The following is a 17,459-nucleotide window of genomic DNA, read 5'->3' as shown; positions in this document are numbered from 1 at the left end:
CAGCGTGCTCACGACGTGACTCCGGGAGCCATGAGTTCGGGCAGTCCGGACAACGAACCGGCCGGCGCCGCCACAGCGGGCCGCGCGGCACCGATGGCAGCAACGGTGTTGTCGCTTTCGAGGAGATCAACGGTGTCGGGCGTGCCATCCGACTGGCGGCCCGGATAGCTTTCCAGCACGTCCAGCAAGGCCAGCAGGCGGCCCATGCCTTCATTCAGCACCGGACCGGCCACCGCGGCGCTGCCCGGCTGGCGCGGCCCGCTGCGGCCCGCCAGGCGGGCCAGGAAGGCCGGCGCCGTAGCCGTCGGCGAATGTTCCAGGCGCAGCGCGGTCACGCCCAGCTGGAGCGCCGCCAGGCCGCCGCCGGCGGCGCTGGCGCCTTCGCCGTCTTGCGCGAAATGGTCCAGCGCATGGCGCAGCGTGCGGAACTGGACTTCGGCGTTGTCCGCCCACAGCGACCAGCGCGCGGCATGCGCGGCGTGGCCCGACAGTTGCGGATCGCACAGCAGATAGCGTGTATCGAGCAGCTCGCCCGAGACGTAGTCGACCGTCCTGGCGATCACGAGCTGGGCGTCGATGCCGCCTTCCGGCGCGCCGCGGCCGCGAACGGGGCCCTCGGGCACGCGTACCTCGGTCGTTGCCAGCCACTGTACGGCTTCTCGGCCGCGCACATTGACTTCGCCCACGGCGTGGAACGTCAGCGTTTCGGCCAGAGCGTCCAGCTTCCACGCGGTGCCACCGCAGATCACGCGCGCTGTCTTGCGCGTGGCGGCCACCCAGCGTTCGCCGGCCTGCTGCCAGCGCGTCAGCGTGGCAGCCGCCGGCAGCGCATCGACGAGATGGACGACAGGCCGGGCCGCACCGATCGTGGCGCGCAGCGTAGCGGCTTCGGCGTCAGCCTCGCCCATGGCCTGGCCAGCTCGGCCAGCCGGGGTGACCGTGGCGGCCAGCGGCATGCCGATGCGATCGCCAAGCCAAAGCGTATGCAGCATCGACTGCGGCGCGCGGCGGCCAGGTACGGGCACCTGCAGCGTGGCCGCCAGCGACAGCACGAACTGGTCGCATTCGCGGTTCACGTCGCGGCAGACGGCCTCGCGCACCTGCTGCGCCATCGGCCGCAGCGTGGGCGCGTCGGCAGCGCGCTGCTGCCAGAGCTGGCGTGCCAGTTCAAAGCCATGCTGCGCGGCATTGAGTTCGCTCACGCACTGGCCCAGCGCGTCCGCGCTGTCGGTCAGCGAACGCAGCACGTCATCGGCACCGCCCTGGCGGGCCGGTGTGTCATCCAGGCTGCCGGCCTGCCTGCGCGCGGCGTCGGCATCGGCAAACACCGAACCGCGGCGCGGCGTGAGGAAGGCGCGCTCGACCATCGTGGCGCCATTGGCGAGTTCGAGGTGTTCCGGCACGCGTTGCCCGGTCGACACGTAGAACACGGGCAGGCGGTGACGGATCACCACGTCCAGCACGGAACCGAGGTGCGTGGCTTCATCCACCTTGCTGATGATGCAGCCGTCGACGCCGCCGCCTTCCGGCACGGCGTCGTGGCGGTAGGCATGCACCACCTCGTTGAGGGTGTCGCCATGGCTGGCGCCGTTGAGCAGCAGCACGCGCTGTACCGGCGCCTGCACGCCCGCGAGCATGGCGATCTGCTCGGACAGGTTGCGGTCGCGCTGGCTCATGCCAACGGTATCGATGATCACCAGGTGCTTGTCTTTCATCGCCGCCAGCGCGAAGCGCAGGTCGGCGGCGTCCTTCACCGCATGCACGGGCACGCCCAGGATGTCGCCGTAGATGCGCAGCTGCTCGTGCGCGCCGATACGGAAACTGTCGGTGGTCAGCAGCGCCAGGCGCTCGGGGCCGTGGCGCAGCACGTAGCGCGCCGCGAGCTTGGCGGTGGTGGTGGTCTTGCCCACGCCGGTAGGCCCGATCAGCGCCAGCACGCCGCCCTGGTCGAACAAGGCCTCTTCGTTGCCGAGCACCGGCACCTTGCTGGCCAGCTCGGCGCGAATCCACGTCATGGCCGCCGGACGGTCGCAGCCTACCGGCAGCCGTGCCAGCAGCGTGCGCGCGAGCTGTGCCGAGAAGCCGGCCCCGACCATCCAGCCAAACAGCGACTCGCGCAGCGGATCCCCCGCGGCCACCGCGCCGGTGGCCGCGGCCGGAGCCGGCCCCGCCAGCTGGCGTTCGAGCAGCGCGCGCATGGACTGCAGCTCGCCGCGCAGGTCGCCGATGGCAGCCGGCTCGGGCGCTGCCACGACGGGCTCTGGCGCAACGTAGACTTGCGCGCCCGCCGATGTGGCGCTGAGATCGGCATCGCGCATAGCGACGATCTCCACGCCGCCGTCGATGGTGCGGTTGGACAGCACCACGGCATCGGGGCCCATGGCTTCGCGCACCTTGCGCATGGCTTCACGGCCGTTGGCCGCGACGAATTTCGCTACGCTCATCTTGCGTTCCTCACGCACCGATCATTGCGGTAATACGGATATTGCGGTTGTCCGGCACTTCGGCATGGGACAACACCCTCAGCTGCGGCATGGTGCGCCGCAGGAAGCGCGCCATCAGCGGGCGCAACTGAGACGGCACCAACAGCACCGGGTCCAGGCCCATCTGCTCTTGCCGGACGACGGCACCCTGGGTCTGCTGCAGCAGCGCATCGGCGAGTCCCGGCTCGATGCCACCGCCATTGGTAAGCGCCTGCGACAGCACGCGTTCCAGGCCGGCATCGAGGCCAATCACCTGCAGGTCCGCGCCATTGGGGAACAGCTGCTGCGTGATGGCCCGGCCCAGCGACTGGCGCACCAGCGAAGTGAGTTCGTTCGGGTCGCTGATCTTCGGGGCGTGCTCGGCTATGACGTCAAGAATGGTCCGCATGTCGCGGATGGGCACGCCTTCGTCGAGCAGGTTCTGCAGGATCTTCTGCAGCGCCGTGAGCGAGATCGCCTTGGGCACCAGGTCCTCGGTGAGCTTCGGCGCTTCCTTGGCGATGCGATCGAGCAGCAACTGAACTTCCTGGCGGCCCAGCAGCTCGGCGGCATGCATGTGGATCAGGTGGTTCAGGTGCGTGGCAACCACGGTGCTGGCGTCCACCACGGTGTAGCCGTAGGCCTGCGCCTGCTCCTTCATGCCGGCGTCGATCCAGACAGCCGGCAGGCCAAAGGCGGGATCTTTGGTCGCCGCGCCTGGCAGCACGCCGCTGACCTGCCCCGGGTTGATCGCCATCCACTGCCCCGGCATGGCTTCGCCACGTCCGATCTCGACGCCTTTGAGCGTGATGCGGTAGGCGTTGGGCTTCAGTTCCAGGTTGTCCCGGATATGCACGACCGGCACCAGGAAGCCGATCTCCTGCGCCACCTTCTTGCGGATGCTCTTGATGCGGCCAAGCAGTTCGCCATCCTGTGCGCGGTCAACCAGCGTGATCAGGCGATAGCCGACTTCCATGCCAAGCGGGTCCACCAGCGTGACGTCGTCCCAGCTCGCTTCGGTCGATTCCTGTGTCGCGGCGGGCGCGCGCTCTTCGCGCTGCCTGGCCTGTTCCGTGGAGACCGCCCGGCGCGCCAGATGGCGACCCAGCCAGGCCATGCCGCCGGCCAGCAGCAGGAAGGCGATATGCGGCATGCCGGGGATAATGCCCATCATGCCGATGATGCCGGCCGTCAGGTACAGCACGCGCGGGTTCGTAAAGAGCTGGCCGGTGAGCTGCTCGCCGACGTCCTGTTCGTTCGACACGCGCGACACGATCACGCCGGCGGCCGTCGAGATCACCAATGCCGGGATCTGCGCGACCAGGCCGTCGCCAATCGTCAGCAGCGTGTAGTTGTGCACGGCGGTGCCGAAGTCCAGGTCATGCTGGACCATGCCCACGACCATGCCGGCGGCGACGTTGATGAACATGATCAGCAGGCCGGCCACGGCATCGCCGCGCACGAATTTACTGGCGCCGTCCATGGCGCCGTAGAAGTCGGACTCCTGCGCGACTTCGGCGCGGCGCTTCTTGGCCTGCTCTTCGTTGATCAGGCCGGCGTTCAGGTCGGCGTCGATCGACATCTGCTTGCCGGGCATGGAATCCAGCATGAAGCGCGCGCCCACCTCGGCAATCCGCCCCGCGCCCTTGGTGATGACCATGAAGTTGATCACCACCAGGATAGCGAACACCACGATGCCGACCGCGAAGTTGCCACCGACCAGGAAGTGGCCGAACGCCTCGATGACCTTGCCGGCGGCGTCCGGACCGGTATGGCCCTCCAGCAGCACGACGCGCGTCGACGCCACGTTGAGCGACAGGCGCAGCAGCGTCGTGAACAGCAGCACCGCCGGAAACGCCGCGAAATCGAGCGGCTTCTGCGTGTACATGCTGACCATCAGCACCATGATCGCCAGCGCGATATTGAACGTGAACAACAGGTCCAGCACGAACGCGGGCAGCGGCAGGATCATCATCCCGAGGATCATGACGATCAGCAGCGGCCCGGTCATCGCCTTCAGCTGGCCGGCATTGCGCAGGCCAGGCAGGTTCAGCAGGGAGTTCAAAGCGTTCATGCGCGGCTTTCCGGAACGGCAAGTTCATCCGGCACCATCAGGTCGACAGGCGCGGACGGCTCCGGACCCTGCGAGTAGTGCCAGTGTTTCAGTTGATAGACCCAGGCCAGGACTTCGGCGACGGCGGCATAGAGGCCGGCCGGGATTTCCCGGTTCAGTTCCACGTGGCGGTGCAGCGCGCGCGCCAGCGGCGGCGCGGACATCAGCGGAATGCGGTGCTCGGCCGCCAGGGCGCGGATGCGCGCGGCGACCTCGTCGGTACCCTTGGCCACCACGCGCGGCGCGCCCATGCGGCCTTCCTCGTAGCGCAGCGCCACGGCAAAGTGCGTGGGGTTGGTCACCACCACGTCGGCCTTGGGCACTTCCGCCATCATCCGGCGCCGCGCCATGGCACGCTGCTGCTGGCGGATGCGGCCCTTGATATGCGGGTCGCCTTCGCTTTCCTTGAATTCCTGCTTTACCTCTTCCTTGGTCATGCGCAGCTTCTTGAAGTGCTCGTAGAACTGCCACGGCACGTCGATGGCGGCCACGACCAGCAGCGACAGCACCACCGCCAGGCAGCAGTGCAGGACCATGTCCAGCATGTGCAGCAAGGCCTCCTGGACCGGCGCGTTCATCAGCGCGATGGCGTCGGGCAGACGGTGCCAGACGACCCAGGCGCCGACACTGCCCACCAGCAAGGACTTCGCGATGGCCTTGAACAGTTCCGCCAGCGAATGCGCGGAGAACATCCGGCCCAGTCCCGAGAGCGGCGACATGCGGCCAAAGTTCGGCGCCAGGACCTTGGCGGAAAAGGTCCAGCCTCCGGTCAGCAACGGCGCGGCCAGGGCCGCCACGCCGAACAGCAGCAGCAAGGGCAGGAAGGCAAGCAGGCTTTCCCAGACCACGCTGGCGAAGGCCGTCAGCATGCGCGAGGGATCGAACGCCGTGGCAGGCTCGAAACGCAGCGACTGCCGCATGACGGTATCCAGCGCGCGGCCCAACACGCCACCGAACGTCCACAGGCCGGCCACGCCGGTGGTCAGCATGATCAACGTGGCGAGCTCGCGCGAGCGAACGACCTGCCCCTCCTCGCGCGCCTTTTCCAGGCGCCGCGGTGAGGCGGGTTCGGTCTTCTCGAGATCGCTTTCTTCGGACATCCACGCTCCGTGACAGGACGGTCAGGGCGGCACGCAATGGCCGCCATGGGTCAGCGAGGATTATCGAAGCGTGCCCGAGCGGGCATTCAGAGGAAAAGGCGGGAGATTTCGGTGCTGTTTGGGAAATGAGCACCGGCAGGGAGTTAACGGCAACCGGGCAGGCCGACTTTAGCCGGGAAGAAGAACCTCACCGGTCGCGATGCGGGGAAGCGTCAGGTAACGACGGACCTTACCCGACCAGTTGGTTGCCCCCTCTCCCGCAAGCGGAAGAGGGGGCAACGGCGCGTCCATTTCTACGCCTAGAACCCCAGGCTGGCCAGCAGGTCGTCCACCTGGGACTGGTCGGACACCACATCCGCCTTGCCCTCGGGATTGACTTGCGGACCGTTGAGCAGCGTGGCGGCCTGGACCTCCGTGCGGCGCTCCGTCGGCACGTTCTCGATCAGCACCTGGAGCAACTCGTGCTCGAGCGTGCGGATCATGTCCATCATCTTCTTGATGACCTGGCCGGTCAGGTCCTGGAAGTCCTGCGCCATCATGATGTCCAGCAGATGGCTGCCGGTGGCACGGGCCTGCTTCGGCACCTCCGTCAGGAACGCGCGCGTGTCGAGCACCAGCGCGCGGGCATCGCCCAGCTCGACCGGCGTTTCGAACCAGGCGTCCCAGCGCTTGTCCAGGCCTTCGGCCTGCTGCTCGATGGCGGACTGGATCGGCTGAGCCAGCTCCACGGCATTGAGCGTGCGCTCGGCCGCCTGCTCGGTCATGACCGCAATGTAGTTCAGGCGGTCGCGTGCATCGGGAATGGCCTGGGCGGCGCGCTCGATTTCCTTGTCAAGGCCGAGCTCGCGCATGTTGTCGCGCAGCATCCGCGTCAGGTTGCCGATGCGCAGGATCAGTTGTTCGGCGGAATCGTTCGGAATAGTCGGGGTCATGGGACGCTCCGTCGGCTTCAGCCGCCCAGCTTCTCGAAGATCTTGGTGATCTTCTCGTCCAGCGTCGCGGCGGTGAACGGCTTGACCACGTAGCCGTTGGCGCCGGCCTGGGCTGCGGCAATGATGTTCTCCTTCTTGGCTTCGGCCGTCACCATCAGCACGGGCGTCTTGCCGATGGCGGCGTCGGCGCGGATCGCCTGCAGCATGCTCAGGCCGTCCATATTGGGCATGTTCCAGTCAGAGATCACAAACTGGAAGCTGCCGTCCCTGGCCTTCTCCAGCCCGGCGGCGCCGTCTTCGGCTTCCTCGACGTTATTGAAGCCCAGCTCCTTGAGCAGGTTGCGAATGATCCGACGCATGGTCGGGAAGTCGTCGACCACGAGGATCCTGATGCTCTTGTCCACTTTTAAGGCTCCGGTAGATGCAGTTGTGGAATGTCGTTCGCTTGTCGGGTCCGGACCAGTCGGAAACAGTCCGGCTCCGTTATCTCAGACCCGTTGCGCGCGGGTCCCGTAAGTGGCCAGCCGCGCCATCACGCGCTGGGTCATCGCGTGCAAAGGCACGACTTCATGCACGCCGCCGGCGGCGATCGCCTCCTTCGGCATGCCAAACACGATGCAGGTGCTCTCGTCCTGCGACAGGTTGTAGGCACCCGCTTCACGCATCCGCAGCATGCCCTTGGCGCCATCCTTGCCCATGCCAGTCAGGATCACCCCGATCACGTTCTTGCCGCCGTGTTCGGCGGCCGAGTCGAACAGCACATCGACGGACGGACGATGGCGGTTGACCGGCGCTTCCTGCGACAGGTGGGCCACGTAGTTGGCCCCGCTGCGTGCCAGGCGCAGGTGCGAATCGCCGGGCGCGATGTAGGCGTAGCCAGGCAGCACGCGTTCGCCGTGCTCGGCTTCCTTGACCGTGATGCGGCACAGGCCGTCAAGGCGCTGCGCGAACGAACGCGTAAAGCCGGCCGGCATATGCTGCACGATCAGCACGGCAGGGCTGTCCGGGGGCAGTGGCATCAGGAAGTCCTTGATCGCCTCCGTGCCGCCGGTCGACGCACCCAGGATGATCAGCTTCTCGGTCGACAGCAGCGGGCTGCGCAGGATCGGCGCGGCGGCGGCCGTGCCGGTCTCCGGCACATGGGCCTGGCGCACGCGTGCGCGCGACGCGGCGCGGATCTTGTCCGCGATGGTGTCGGTGTAATCCATCAGGCCGTCGCGGATGCCCAGCTTCGGCTTGGTGACGAAGTCCACCGCGCCCAGCTCCAGTGCGCGCATGGTGATCTCGGAACCGCGCTCGGTCAGCGACGACACCATCAGCACCGGCATCGGGCGCAGCCGCATCAGCCGCTCCAGGAAGTCCAGGCCGTCCATGCGCGGCATTTCGACGTCGAGCGTGAGCACGTCGGGATTCAGGCGCTTGATCATGTCACGCGCCACGAGCGGGTCCGGCGCAGTCCCTACCACTTCCATGTCGGGCTGGCTGTTGATGATCTCCGTCATCAGGCTGCGGATCAGCGCGGAGTCATCCACGCACAGCACCTTGATCTTGGCAGCAGTCATAGTCGTTCTGCGTTGGTTTGTTCAGGAAGGCACGCGCGTCGCCGGCGCGCGCCCAAAGAGCTCTCCGCCGCGCGCCGGCGCCGTGCCGGACGTCGCGATGGCACGCGCCAGCGCGCGCTCGTCGCGTTCGACCGAGACCTGGTCGTCCTGGCGCGTCAGGCGGCGCACCAGTGCCAGGCCGGTGACCGGGAAATAGCTCACGCGCCTTGCATGCGGGCCGCGCAGGTCCTGCGCGGCCACGCGGATTTCTTCGGTCTTCAGGTAGCGCAACACGAAATCCGCGTTGCGGTCGCCAATGTTCAGCGTGGTCATGTTGGCAAGCACCGCGCCGCCGCCGAAGACCTTGGCCTCCAGGCGTTCGCGCCGCGCGCCCATCTTGAGCAGCTCGTTGATCAGCACTTCCAGCGCGTAGCAGCCATAGCGCATCGACGCCGACAGCATGCGGTCCGCGGTACCGCCCTCGTCATCGGGCAGCATGAAATGGTTCATGCCGCCCACGCCGGCCTTTTCGTCGCGAATGCACGCGGCCACGCAGGAGCCGAGCACGGTGGTCAGGACCACATCCTCGCCGGTCACGTAGTACTCGTTCGGCAGCAGCTTGATCGCCTGGCGATCGAACTCGCGATCGAAGTACTTGCGCGTGGCAATGGCTTCGGGAAGGTGCGGCGTACGCATCAGGGCCTTCCTGCGCGGGCGGCGTCCGTCGCCAGTTCGTACACGGTCTGGCCGCGCAGCTGGAACGCGCGCGTGACGTAGGAGAAGTTCTCCGAATGGCCGGCGAACAGCAGGCCGCCCGGCTTGAGCAACGGCGCGAAACGCTCCAGGATGCGGCCCTGCGTCGGCTTGTCGAAGTAGATCATCACGTTGCGGCAGAAGATCACATCGAAGCGTTCGCGGATGCCCCAGTCGGGCGCAAGCAGGTTGAGCGGCTCGAACGTGATGGCGGAGGCCACGTCCGGCTTGACCTTGACCGAGCCCGCGCGCTGGCCGGTGCCTTTCAGGAAGAAGCGCTTGAGCCGCTCTGGCGAGAGGCGCGCGACCTGCTCTTCCGAATACACGCCGGCGCGCGCCTTGGCCAGTACCTGCGTATCGATATCGGTGGCCAGCACCGTCGCCGCGCGATCGCCGAGCGCCTCGGCCAGCGTCATCGCGATCGAGTACGGCTCTTCCCCCGTCGACGCCGCGCAGCACCAGACGCTGTACGGCCTGCCGGTCTTCTTGGCATGCTCGGCCAGCAAGGGGAAGTGATGCGCCTCACGGAAGAACGATGTCAGGTTGGTGGTGAGCGAGTTGGTGAAGTACTCCCACTCCGGCGATGCGTCGTCGGCATCCAGGATGGCCAGGTAGCTGGCGAAGTCTGCGAGCTGCAGCGCCCGCAGGCGCCGCGCGAGGCGCGAGTACACCATTTCGCGCTTGTGGCTGCCCAGCGAAATGCCCGCGCGCCGATGAATCAGTGCGCGGATCTTCTCGAAGTCGCGCTCTGTCAGCAGGAAATCGCGCGACTCGTCGCGCCGCAGGGCGGCAGCCGCCGCGTTGGCGGCGATCGCGCCCGGGGCAAGGCTGGCGGCGGTACGGTTGGGCATCATGGGTTCGCGTGGCAATGCTTGGTAACGCTGGGGGCTGCGGATTGTTGCGCCAAAGGCGCCGCTTACGCAGACTCGGCTTCGATCAGTTCCATATCCGGGCAGGTGATCAGGCGCTCGATGTCGATCAGCACCAGCATGCGGCCCTCGACCGTGGCCAGGCCCGTCAGGTGCTCGGTGGACACCGACACGCCGAACTCCGGCGCCGGCTTGATGGCGTCGCCGGTCAGTGTCAGCACGTCGGACACGCCATCGACGACGATGCCTACCACGCGGCCCGCCACGTTCAGGATGATCACCACGGTCTGGTGGTCATAGCGCACGTTGCCCAGGCGGAACTTCATCCGCAGGTCGACGATGGGCACGATCACGCCGCGCAGGTTGGTCACGCCCTTCATGAAGTCCGGCGCGCTGGAAATGCGCGTCACGGTTTCATAGCTGCGGATCTCCTGCACCTTGAGGATGTCGATGCCGTACTCTTCCGTCCCCAGCGTGAACACCAGGAACTCCTGGCCCGAAGCCTCGCTTCCGGGGGTATCGATCTGTCCGATGCCGGCCATGATGTCTAGTTCTCCTTTGGTTGGGCGATTACTGCGCCAGCGCGGGTTCCTGCCGGCGCACGCCGGTGCGCTGCAGCGCGCCGACATCGACGATCAGCGCCACGCTGCCGTCGCCAAGGATGGTGGCGGCGGAAATGCACGGCACCTTGCGGTAGTTCGTTTCCAGGTTCTTCAGCACGACCTGGTGCTGGCCGATGAGCTGGTCCACGAGCAGGGCGAAGCGCTTGCCTTCGGCCTGCAGGATCACGGCGATCCCCTGCGTCGGCTCTTGCAGCGCGTCGGCCACGTTGAAGACGCGGTGCATCTCCAGCAGCGGCAGGTACTCGCCACGCACATGCATGACGCGGTCCGAATTGGCCGCGGTATGGATGTCCTCGGACTTCGGCTGCAGCGATTCCATCACGCAGTTCAGCGGCAGGATGAAGGTCTCCTCGCCGACCCTGACCGACATGCCGTCAAGGATCGCCAGCGTCAGCGGCAGCACGATGCGGATGGTGGTACCCAGGCCCGGACGGCAGCTGATCTCCACGTGGCCGCCCATCTCCTGGATGTTGCGCTTGACCACGTCCATGCCCACGCCGCGGCCCGACACGTCGGTCACCACTTCGGCCGTCGAGAATCCCGGCGCGAAGATCAGTTGCCAGACTTCCTCGTCGCTGATGTTCTCGGACACGGGCAGGCCGTTCTGGATCGCCTTGGCCAGGATGCGTTCGCGGTTCAGGCCACCGCCGTCGTCGCTGACCTCGATCACGATGTTGCCGCCATGATGCTGCGCGGACAGGATCAGCTGGCCGGTGGGGTCCTTGCCCGCGGCCACGCGCTTGTCGGGCGTCTCGATGCCATGGTCCAGGCTGTTGCGCACCAGGTGGGTCAGCGGGTCGATGATGCGTTCGATCAGGCTTTTATCCAGCTCGGTGGCCTTGCCGAACGTCACCAGGTCGATCTGCTTGCCGAGCTTGCCAGCCAGGTCGCGCACCAGGCGCGGGAAACGCGAGAACACATAGTCCATCGGCATCATGCGGATGGACATCACGGACTCCTGCAGGTCGCGCGCATTGCGCTCGAGTTGCCCCATGCCGGAGAACAGGCGGTCGAACAGCACCGGGTCGAGCGAGGACGCCGTCTGCGCCAGCATCGACTGGGTAATAACCAGTTCGCCCACCAGGTTGATGATCTGGTCGACCTTTTCGGTCGGCACGCGGATCGAGCCCGATTCCTGGCTGTGCGCGGCAGCTGCCGCCGGCTTGGTCTTTTCCTTGGCCGCCGGTGCAGCCGGCGCGGCGGCTACCGGCGCCGGTGCCGAAACGGGTGCGGGTGCCGGTGCGGCGGCAGGCGCTGCGACGGGCCCCGCGGCCGGGGCGGACGCGCCGGCTGCCTCGACCACGATCTGGTCGGTATCGATCACGAAGCAACAGACCGCGATGATGTCGTCGGCGTCGCACTGGCTGTTCAGCCAGATCACCAGTTCGCCGTTTTCTTCCTGCTGGCCGGTGATCTCGCCAAGATTGGCAAGCTCTTCACGCAGCAGCGCCTGGTCGGAGGCCGACACCTTGATCAGCCGGACCTTCAGCCCACCGCCCACGGCGGCGGCTGCAGCGGGCGCCGGCACGGCTGCCGGCGCAGGCGCAGGTGCGGCCGCGCCGGTAGCCTCCTGGGCCAGCTGCTGCAGCACGGCGCAAATGCGCGCCAGCGTTTGCGGATCGGGTTCGGTGCCGTTTCGGTAGGCGTTGAGCTGATCTTGCAACACGTCCTTGGTTTCCAGAAAGGTGTCGATGATGGTCCTGGACAACGCCAGTTCCTGGCGGCGCGTACGGTCCAGCAGGTTCTCGAAGATATGCGTGGTTTCGGTCAGTGCCGCGAACCCGAAGGTCGCCGCACCGCCCTTGATGGAGTGCGCGGCACGGAAGATCGCGTTGAGGTCTTCCGGGTCGGGCGACTCGATGTCCAGGCCAAGCAGCAGCTGCTCCATTTCAACGAGCAGCTCTTCCGCTTCTTCAAAGAAGGTCTGGTAAAACTGTGTGATATCGATATCGACAGACATTGGCGTCCTGACTCACTAAGTTACTGCGCTAAGCGCTGCCGCCATGCACGGCGGCAACGCATCATTCCGTCTTTGCCTTGGGCACCGCCGGGGCGGACGCGGCCAGCCCTTCCTGCATCGCGCCGGCCGCCTTGCCGGCCTGGGCCTGCACCGTGACCTCCGCCGCGCTGGCGTTCTCCGCCTCGAACCTGGCCTGGGCCTTGTGGTTCAGCACCACGATGCTGATGCGCCGGTTCACCGGGGCGAGCAGGTCCCCCTTGTCCAGCGGCATGGTGGCCGCCAGCCCCAGCACGCGCAGCACCTTGCCTTCCTGCATGCCACCGGCGATAAGCTCGCGCCGCGAGGCATTGGCGCGGTCGCTGGACAGTTCCCAGTTGCTGTACGTGCGCTCGCCGTTGGAATAATTGGCGGCGTCCGTGTGGCCGGACAGGCTGACCTTGTTGGGCAGTTCGTTGAGGACCGGGCCGATCTCGCGCAGGATCGCGCGCATATACGGCTCCACCTCCGCGCGGCCGGTCCGGAACATCGGGCGGTTCTGCGTATCGAGGATCTGGATGCGCAGCCCTTCGCTGGTGATGTCGAGCAGCAGCTGCGGGCGGAATTGCTTGAGCATCGGATTGTTCTCGATGATCTCTTCGAGCCGGCTCTTGAGCGCTCGCAGGCGCTGCGCTTCCTGGTACTCGTTGCGGCGCTGTTCCGCGGACGGGTCGTTGTCATGCGCACGCGCGACTTCGCCGTCCTTGCGCATCACGTCCAGGCCCCCGCCGGGAATCACGCTGGGCGACTGACTGCTTTTTTCGCCGCCGACAATGGCGACTTTCAGCGGCATGCGGAAATACTCGGCAACGCCTTCGAGGGTTTTCTTGTTGGCGCTGGACAGCAGCCACAGCACCAGGAAGAGCGCCATCATCGCCGTCATGAAGTCGGCGTAGGCAATCTTCCAGCTGTGGTTACCATGTGGCCTGGCGTGCGACTTCGCCCTGCGGACGATGATCGGACGCATATCGTTTGCGCTGCTCATGACGGTGTCTCGGCAGGATCAGCTCAGGCTCTTGACTTCGCGGACGTGGTCGTCCAGCTCGAGGAACGACGGGCGCACCGTGGAATACAGCACCTTGCGGCCGAATTCCACGGCCACCAGCGGTGCGTAGCCATTGAGCGAAGCCAGCAGGACCACCTTGATGCACTCGTAGACCTTGACGTTCTCCGACACCTGCAACTCGATGCGCGACGCCAGCGGCGAAACAAAGCCGTAGGCCAGCAAGATGCCGAGGAACGTACCGACCATGGCGTGGGCGATCAGCGCGCCGAGCTCGGCCGGCGGCAGGTCGGCCGAAGCCAGCGCGTGCACCACGCCCATCACCGCGGCCACGATGCCGAAGGCGGGCAGCGCGTCGCCGACGCGCGACAGCGCATGGGCGGGAATCTCGGCCTCGTGGCGGAAGGTTTCGATTTCGTGGTCCATCAGGGCCTCGATCTCGAACGCATTCATGTTGCCGTTGACCATCATGCGCAGGTAGTCCGTCAGGAACTCCATCACGACGGGGTCGGACAGGATGCGTGGATACTGGCTGAACACGCTGCTCGCAGCCGGGTCGGCAATTTCCTTCTCGAGGAACAGGATGCCTTCGCGGCGGGCCTTGGACAGCAGCACGTACAGCAGCGACATGACGTCCAGGTACAGTTCCTTCTTGTACTTGGAGCTCTTGAACAGGCCCGGCAACGCCTTGAGCGTCGCCTTGAGGGCCTTGGTGGTATTGGTGGCGACGAAGGCACCGGCGGCGGCGCCACCGATGATCACAAGCTCCGCCGGTTGATATAGCGCGCCCATGTGGCCGCCGGTCATGGCATAACCGCCAAGCACCGCCGCTACCACGACGATATAGCCAAGAACTACTAGCACGATCGGATCCCCGTCAAAAAAGCGCGTCTGTCACGCACGATTGCCCGTTGCACAGGGCGGACTGGGACATCCGGTCCGCCAGTGCTGCGCAGCTTGCCAGCCTGGCGGACCTCAACCAGGATCAGGCTTCGGTCTGCAAGGCGGCGGCGTTCTTCGAGGGCTGCTTCTTCACCTTCCCGGCACGCGATGGCGGACGGCACAGGCTGCACACGAAGTTCGCGTGCGGCTCATAGGCGTGCGTGACGAACTTTCCGCCGCAACACGTGCAACCGGAAAGCTGCAGCATATTGCTCTCGAAGAACCGTACTAACGTCCAGGCACGGGTGAAACTTAAGACAATTTCGCCGCCGAGCAGCGAAACATGCTCGAGATACAGGCGGTATGCAGCCACCACCGCACGGATACCCACGGTCTCGCCTTCCTGCACCATGAACTGGTACGCGGAGAAGAACACCGACGAATGGATATTCGGCAGCCAGGTGGTGAACCAGTCCGTCGAGAACGGGAGCATGCCCTTGGGCGGTGAAACGCCGCGCAGCTCCTTGTAGAGGCGGATCAGCCGGTCGCGCGAGAGCGTGGTTTCGGCCTCGAGCACCTGCAGGCGCGCACCCAGGCCGATCAGCTCGATGGCGAGCTGGGTCTGGTTGGCATCCTGGAGTACGCTCTTGCGGCTGGGAACCGACGCGGAGGCAATGCTGCGCGCGGAAGGCGCCTGCAGGAGCGCGGTCAATTGAGCGACTCCACAGGCTGACGGGCAAGAAGGATTGCAGCGTGCATCTGCTGCATATCGTGGCTCTTGGCCGTATGGGTGAGGGTGGACAGAAGCGCGTGGTCGTCAAAGCGGAACCTGCACAGCACCATGTTCGATGCTGCCAGTTTCACGAGTTGCGCCGACGTCAGCTTGGCAAGGATGTCCGCAATTTCCTTGCTGACACCAAGCCTGAACATGGCTTCCACCTGGTTTTCTCGCACCAAGCGTTGTGCGAGCAGCAGATAGGCGAGGTTAACCTCCCTGATCTCCTGGAGAACTTCACTGCTTTCCAATTTTTCCCCGCTACCAAAAACCCGCCCTGCGCTTGTCCGGCGCTTACCGGCGGCCCGGTAGAGGGCTGTCGGCGACCAGATCGTTTACATGCGTATCAGACGGGTACTACGTACGACAATAGGAACTTCAGCCCGGCTTCCCTTGCTCGCTCCATACCAAATCGTTACAAGTGTTACAGAGTGTAAGTGAAACTGGTACGTTTATATCGGCATTCTGCCCGCTATGCCAATCCCTACTTACGCGGGGGGAACCGTAATGTCGCACGGAAGATACATGGCTGGACGAATTTTGTAACAAAACCGGCCTGCAACATTTGATGTAACGCAATCCTGCGACGTCTAAGTCATTGCATGGGCTGATTTAGCGGCGTTTACCGGGATTCCACTATTGACGAACCGGAATGTGACGAACTGAACAGTCGCCTCAACCACGCGGCCAGCCGGGCGAACACGTCGTCGGGCGCTTCCTGGAACAGATGAGGGCGCGCCCGCGCGGCCTGTTCGAGTACGCGGTTGGCTTCTTCGGCCTGCACCGATCCGTACTGCAGCGCCAGCGTCAGCGTGGCCCGCAACTCTCCGACTCGCGAACGCCCCAGGGTCTCGTTTTCCTCGGTCTGCAGCGCATACATCAGGTCATAGGCGCGCTGCCGCAGGCTTTCCGCCAGCACCCATGCCGGCGTGCGCATGCGCTCCTCCAGCACCCGGACATCTTCTGCCGAAGCAGCAACCTGTGAGGCAAGCGCTTCGGTGAACGCGGCATCGGCGCCGCACTCGGCCAGCACCTGGGCCGCCCATTCGCGCGCATGCTCGAAGCGCTGTTGCGGCGTCCAGTCCGACTGCACGGCCAGGCCAAAGCCGAATCGCCGCGCATCGCGCATCAGCGACGAGAGGGCATTGGGCAACTGCTTGTCGAACACCTTGCGCGCCCAGCCATATTCGCCGCTGGCCAGCAGTCGCATGACCGCGCGTTCCGTCAGCGGACCGTCGTGCTGGAGCAGCCGGGCCCGCAGGAAGTCATTGAACTCAGGCGGCAGGAAGTCCTTGTCGAAGTTCGTCGACAGGGCGACGAAATCAACGAACTCGCGGCGCAGCCTGGCCACGTCATCTGGCGACAAGGCCAGGGTGATATTGGTATTCATGGCATCGAAGGCAAAGGCGGCCGGAAACCCGTTGCAACGGTTGCCGGCCGCCGGGGCTCAGAACGCGCTCCAGTCCCCGTTGTCCGCAGTGGCGGGCACGGCCGCCCGCGGGGCCGCGCGGACGGTCGTGGCTGGCTGGGTCAGCGGTTCACTGGCGGCATCTGCTGCCGCGGATACCGCCGGAGCAACGTCCTGCGCCGGCTTGCCGGCCCGCGCGGTCTTGCGCGCGGCTTGCGGCCTGGCCTTGCCGGACGGCCGCACGGCGGTCCGGACCGAAGCGGCCGGCTCGAAGCGGGCCGGAGCATGCGTGCCGTCCGCTCCCAGGCGGAATGTGCCAACCGCCGTCTGCAGGCGCCCCGCCTGGTCCTGGAGCGAACCTGCCGCGGCCGCGGCCTGCTCCACCAGTGCCGCGTTCTGCTGCGTCACCTCGTCCATCTGCGCCACGGCCTGGTTCACCTGCTCGATGCCCGAACTCTGTTCGGCCGACGCCGCGCTGATCTCGCCCATGATGTCGGTCACGCGCTTCACCGCCTGCACGATCTCGTCCATCGTCGTGCCCGCCTGGCCCACCAGCGCCGTGCCGTTGTCCACCCGCGCCACGGTGTCGCCGATCAGCCCCTTGATCTCCTTGGCCGCGTTCGCGCTGCGCTGCGCCAGGCTGCGCACTTCGCCCGCCACCACCGCGAAGCCGCGGCCCTGCTCGCCGGCCCGCGCCGCTTCCACGGCGGCATTCAGCGCCAGGATGTTGGTCTGGAACGCAATGCCTTCGATCACGCCGATGATGTCGACGATCTTGCGCGACGCATCGTTGATCTCTTCCATCGTGTTGACCACGCGACTGACCACTTCGCCGCCGCGCACCGCGGTTTCCGACGCGTTCGCCGCCAGCCCGCTCGCCTGCCGCGCGTTGTCCGCGTTCTGGCGCACCGTGCTGGTCAGCTCCTCCATGCTCGATGCCGTTTCTTCCAGCGACGCGGCCTGCTGTTCCGTGCGCTGCGACAGGTCGTTGTTGCCCGCGGC

16 protein-coding genes are annotated in these 17,459 nt (G+C 66.1%); all 16 read right to left on the bottom strand.

Annotated elements, in window-relative coordinates; translation table 11 throughout:
• Positions 1 to 8: 8 nt before the first annotated feature.
• Positions 9 to 2,444 (bottom strand): flagellar biosynthesis GTPase FlhF, encoded by a 2,436-nt coding sequence (flhF, locus tag AC3FKG_RS28805; protein WP_488744771.1) that lies wholly within the window; start codon positions 2,442 to 2,444, stop codon positions 9 to 11.
• 10 nt (positions 2,445 to 2,454) lie between these two features.
• The gene (gene flhA, locus AC3FKG_RS28800; RefSeq protein WP_488744770.1) at positions 2,455 to 4,536 is read right to left on the bottom strand and encodes a flagellar biosynthesis protein FlhA; all 2,082 of its coding nucleotides are present in this window, start codon (positions 4,534 to 4,536) and stop codon (positions 2,455 to 2,457) included.
• Positions 4,533 to 5,675 (bottom strand): flagellar biosynthesis protein FlhB, encoded by a 1,143-nt coding sequence (gene flhB, locus AC3FKG_RS28795; protein ID WP_488744769.1) that lies wholly within the window; start codon positions 5,673 to 5,675, stop codon positions 4,533 to 4,535. Before flhB ends, flhA begins: the two co-directional genes overlap by 4 nt.
• 299 nt (positions 5,676 to 5,974) lie before the next feature.
• Positions 5,975 to 6,607: a protein phosphatase CheZ gene (cheZ, locus tag AC3FKG_RS28790; RefSeq protein WP_483712533.1), complete on the bottom strand. Its 633-nt coding sequence runs from the start codon at positions 6,605 to 6,607 to the stop codon at positions 5,975 to 5,977.
• Between the two features lie 17 nt (positions 6,608 to 6,624).
• The gene (cheY, locus tag AC3FKG_RS28785) at positions 6,625 to 7,011 is read right to left on the bottom strand and encodes a chemotaxis response regulator CheY (protein WP_483733167.1); all 387 of its coding nucleotides are present in this window, start codon (positions 7,009 to 7,011) and stop codon (positions 6,625 to 6,627) included.
• A gap of 84 nt (positions 7,012 to 7,095) precedes the next feature.
• Positions 7,096 to 8,169: a protein-glutamate methylesterase/protein-glutamine glutaminase gene (locus AC3FKG_RS28780; protein WP_483712534.1), complete on the bottom strand. Its 1,074-nt coding sequence runs from the start codon at positions 8,167 to 8,169 to the stop codon at positions 7,096 to 7,098.
• A gap of 21 nt (positions 8,170 to 8,190) precedes the next feature.
• Complete coding sequence (cheD, locus tag AC3FKG_RS28775) at positions 8,191 to 8,844, bottom strand: chemoreceptor glutamine deamidase CheD (RefSeq protein ID WP_483712535.1); 654 nt, start codon at positions 8,842 to 8,844, stop codon at positions 8,191 to 8,193.
• On the bottom strand, positions 8,844 to 9,755 hold the full coding sequence (locus AC3FKG_RS28770; protein ID WP_483712537.1) for a CheR family methyltransferase: 912 nt from the start codon (positions 9,753 to 9,755) through the stop codon (positions 8,844 to 8,846). Before AC3FKG_RS28770 ends, cheD begins: the two co-directional genes overlap by 1 nt.
• Before the next feature lie 62 nt (positions 9,756 to 9,817).
• On the bottom strand, positions 9,818 to 10,312 hold the full coding sequence (locus AC3FKG_RS28765; protein WP_488744768.1) for a chemotaxis protein CheW: 495 nt from the start codon (positions 10,310 to 10,312) through the stop codon (positions 9,818 to 9,820).
• Between the two features lie 28 nt (positions 10,313 to 10,340).
• Positions 10,341 to 12,353 carry a chemotaxis protein CheA gene (cheA, locus tag AC3FKG_RS28760; RefSeq protein ID WP_488744767.1) on the bottom strand — a complete coding sequence of 671 codons (2,013 nt, stop codon included), beginning with the start codon at positions 12,351 to 12,353 and terminating at the stop codon, positions 10,341 to 10,343.
• A gap of 61 nt (positions 12,354 to 12,414) precedes the next feature.
• Positions 12,415 to 13,374, bottom strand: a complete 960-nt coding sequence (motB, locus tag AC3FKG_RS28755; RefSeq protein ID WP_483712542.1) for a flagellar motor protein MotB — start codon at positions 13,372 to 13,374, stop codon at positions 12,415 to 12,417.
• 18 nt (positions 13,375 to 13,392) lie between these two features.
• Positions 13,393 to 14,256, bottom strand: a complete 864-nt coding sequence (gene motA, locus AC3FKG_RS28750) for a flagellar motor stator protein MotA (RefSeq protein WP_483712544.1) — start codon at positions 14,254 to 14,256, stop codon at positions 13,393 to 13,395.
• A gap of 121 nt (positions 14,257 to 14,377) precedes the next feature.
• Positions 14,378 to 14,986, bottom strand: coding sequence for a flagellar transcriptional regulator FlhC (gene flhC, locus AC3FKG_RS28745; RefSeq protein WP_483712546.1), 609 nt, complete (start codon positions 14,984 to 14,986; stop codon positions 14,378 to 14,380).
• Positions 14,983 to 15,300, bottom strand: coding sequence for a flagellar transcriptional regulator FlhD (gene flhD, locus AC3FKG_RS28740; RefSeq protein ID WP_211950543.1), 318 nt, complete (start codon positions 15,298 to 15,300; stop codon positions 14,983 to 14,985). The genes flhC and flhD overlap by 4 nt, the downstream gene beginning before the upstream one ends.
• Positions 15,301 to 15,671: 371 nt before the next feature.
• Entirely contained in the window at positions 15,672 to 16,439 is a 768-nt protein-coding gene (locus AC3FKG_RS28735; RefSeq protein WP_483712548.1) for a DUF4088 family protein, read from the bottom strand.
• A 57-nt stretch (positions 16,440 to 16,496) separates the two neighbouring features.
• Positions 16,497 to 17,459 (bottom strand): methyl-accepting chemotaxis protein (locus AC3FKG_RS28730; protein WP_488744766.1); only part of this gene is annotated, 963 nt, incomplete at its 5' end.

It is taken from the genome of Cupriavidus sp. 22TCCZM04-2 (assembly GCF_057798895.1).
This window is presented reverse-complemented; position numbering and strand designations above follow the sequence as displayed.

What these genes read in the sequence shown, in the direction of transcription:
- flhF (WP_488744771.1), bottom strand. Translation starts at nt 2,444, where the DNA reads ATGAGCGTAGCGAAATTCGTCGCGGCCAACGGCCGTGAAGCCATGCGC.
- flhA (WP_488744770.1), bottom strand. Translation starts at nt 4,536, where the DNA reads ATGAACGCTTTGAACTCCCTGCTGAACCTGCCTGGCCTGCGCAATGCC.
- flhB (WP_488744769.1), bottom strand. Translation starts at nt 5,675, where the DNA reads ATGTCCGAAGAAAGCGATCTCGAGAAGACCGAACCCGCCTCACCGCGG.
- cheZ (WP_483712533.1), bottom strand. Translation starts at nt 6,607, where the DNA reads ATGACCCCGACTATTCCGAACGATTCCGCCGAACAACTGATCCTGCGC.
- AC3FKG_RS28780 (WP_483712534.1), bottom strand. Translation starts at nt 8,169, where the DNA reads ATGACTGCTGCCAAGATCAAGGTGCTGTGCGTGGATGACTCCGCGCTG.
- cheD (WP_483712535.1), bottom strand. Translation starts at nt 8,844, where the DNA reads ATGCGTACGCCGCACCTTCCCGAAGCCATTGCCACGCGCAAGTACTTC.
- AC3FKG_RS28770 (WP_483712537.1), bottom strand. Translation starts at nt 9,755, where the DNA reads ATGATGCCCAACCGTACCGCCGCCAGCCTTGCCCCGGGCGCGATCGCC.
- AC3FKG_RS28765 (WP_488744768.1), bottom strand. Translation starts at nt 10,312, where the DNA reads ATGGCCGGCATCGGACAGATCGATACCCCCGGAAGCGAGGCTTCGGGC.
- cheA (WP_488744767.1), bottom strand. Translation starts at nt 12,353, where the DNA reads ATGTCTGTCGATATCGATATCACACAGTTTTACCAGACCTTCTTTGAA.
- motB (WP_483712542.1), bottom strand. Translation starts at nt 13,374, where the DNA reads ATGAGCAGCGCAAACGATATGCGTCCGATCATCGTCCGCAGGGCGAAG.
- AC3FKG_RS28735 (WP_483712548.1), bottom strand. Translation starts at nt 16,439, where the DNA reads ATGAATACCAATATCACCCTGGCCTTGTCGCCAGATGACGTGGCCAGG.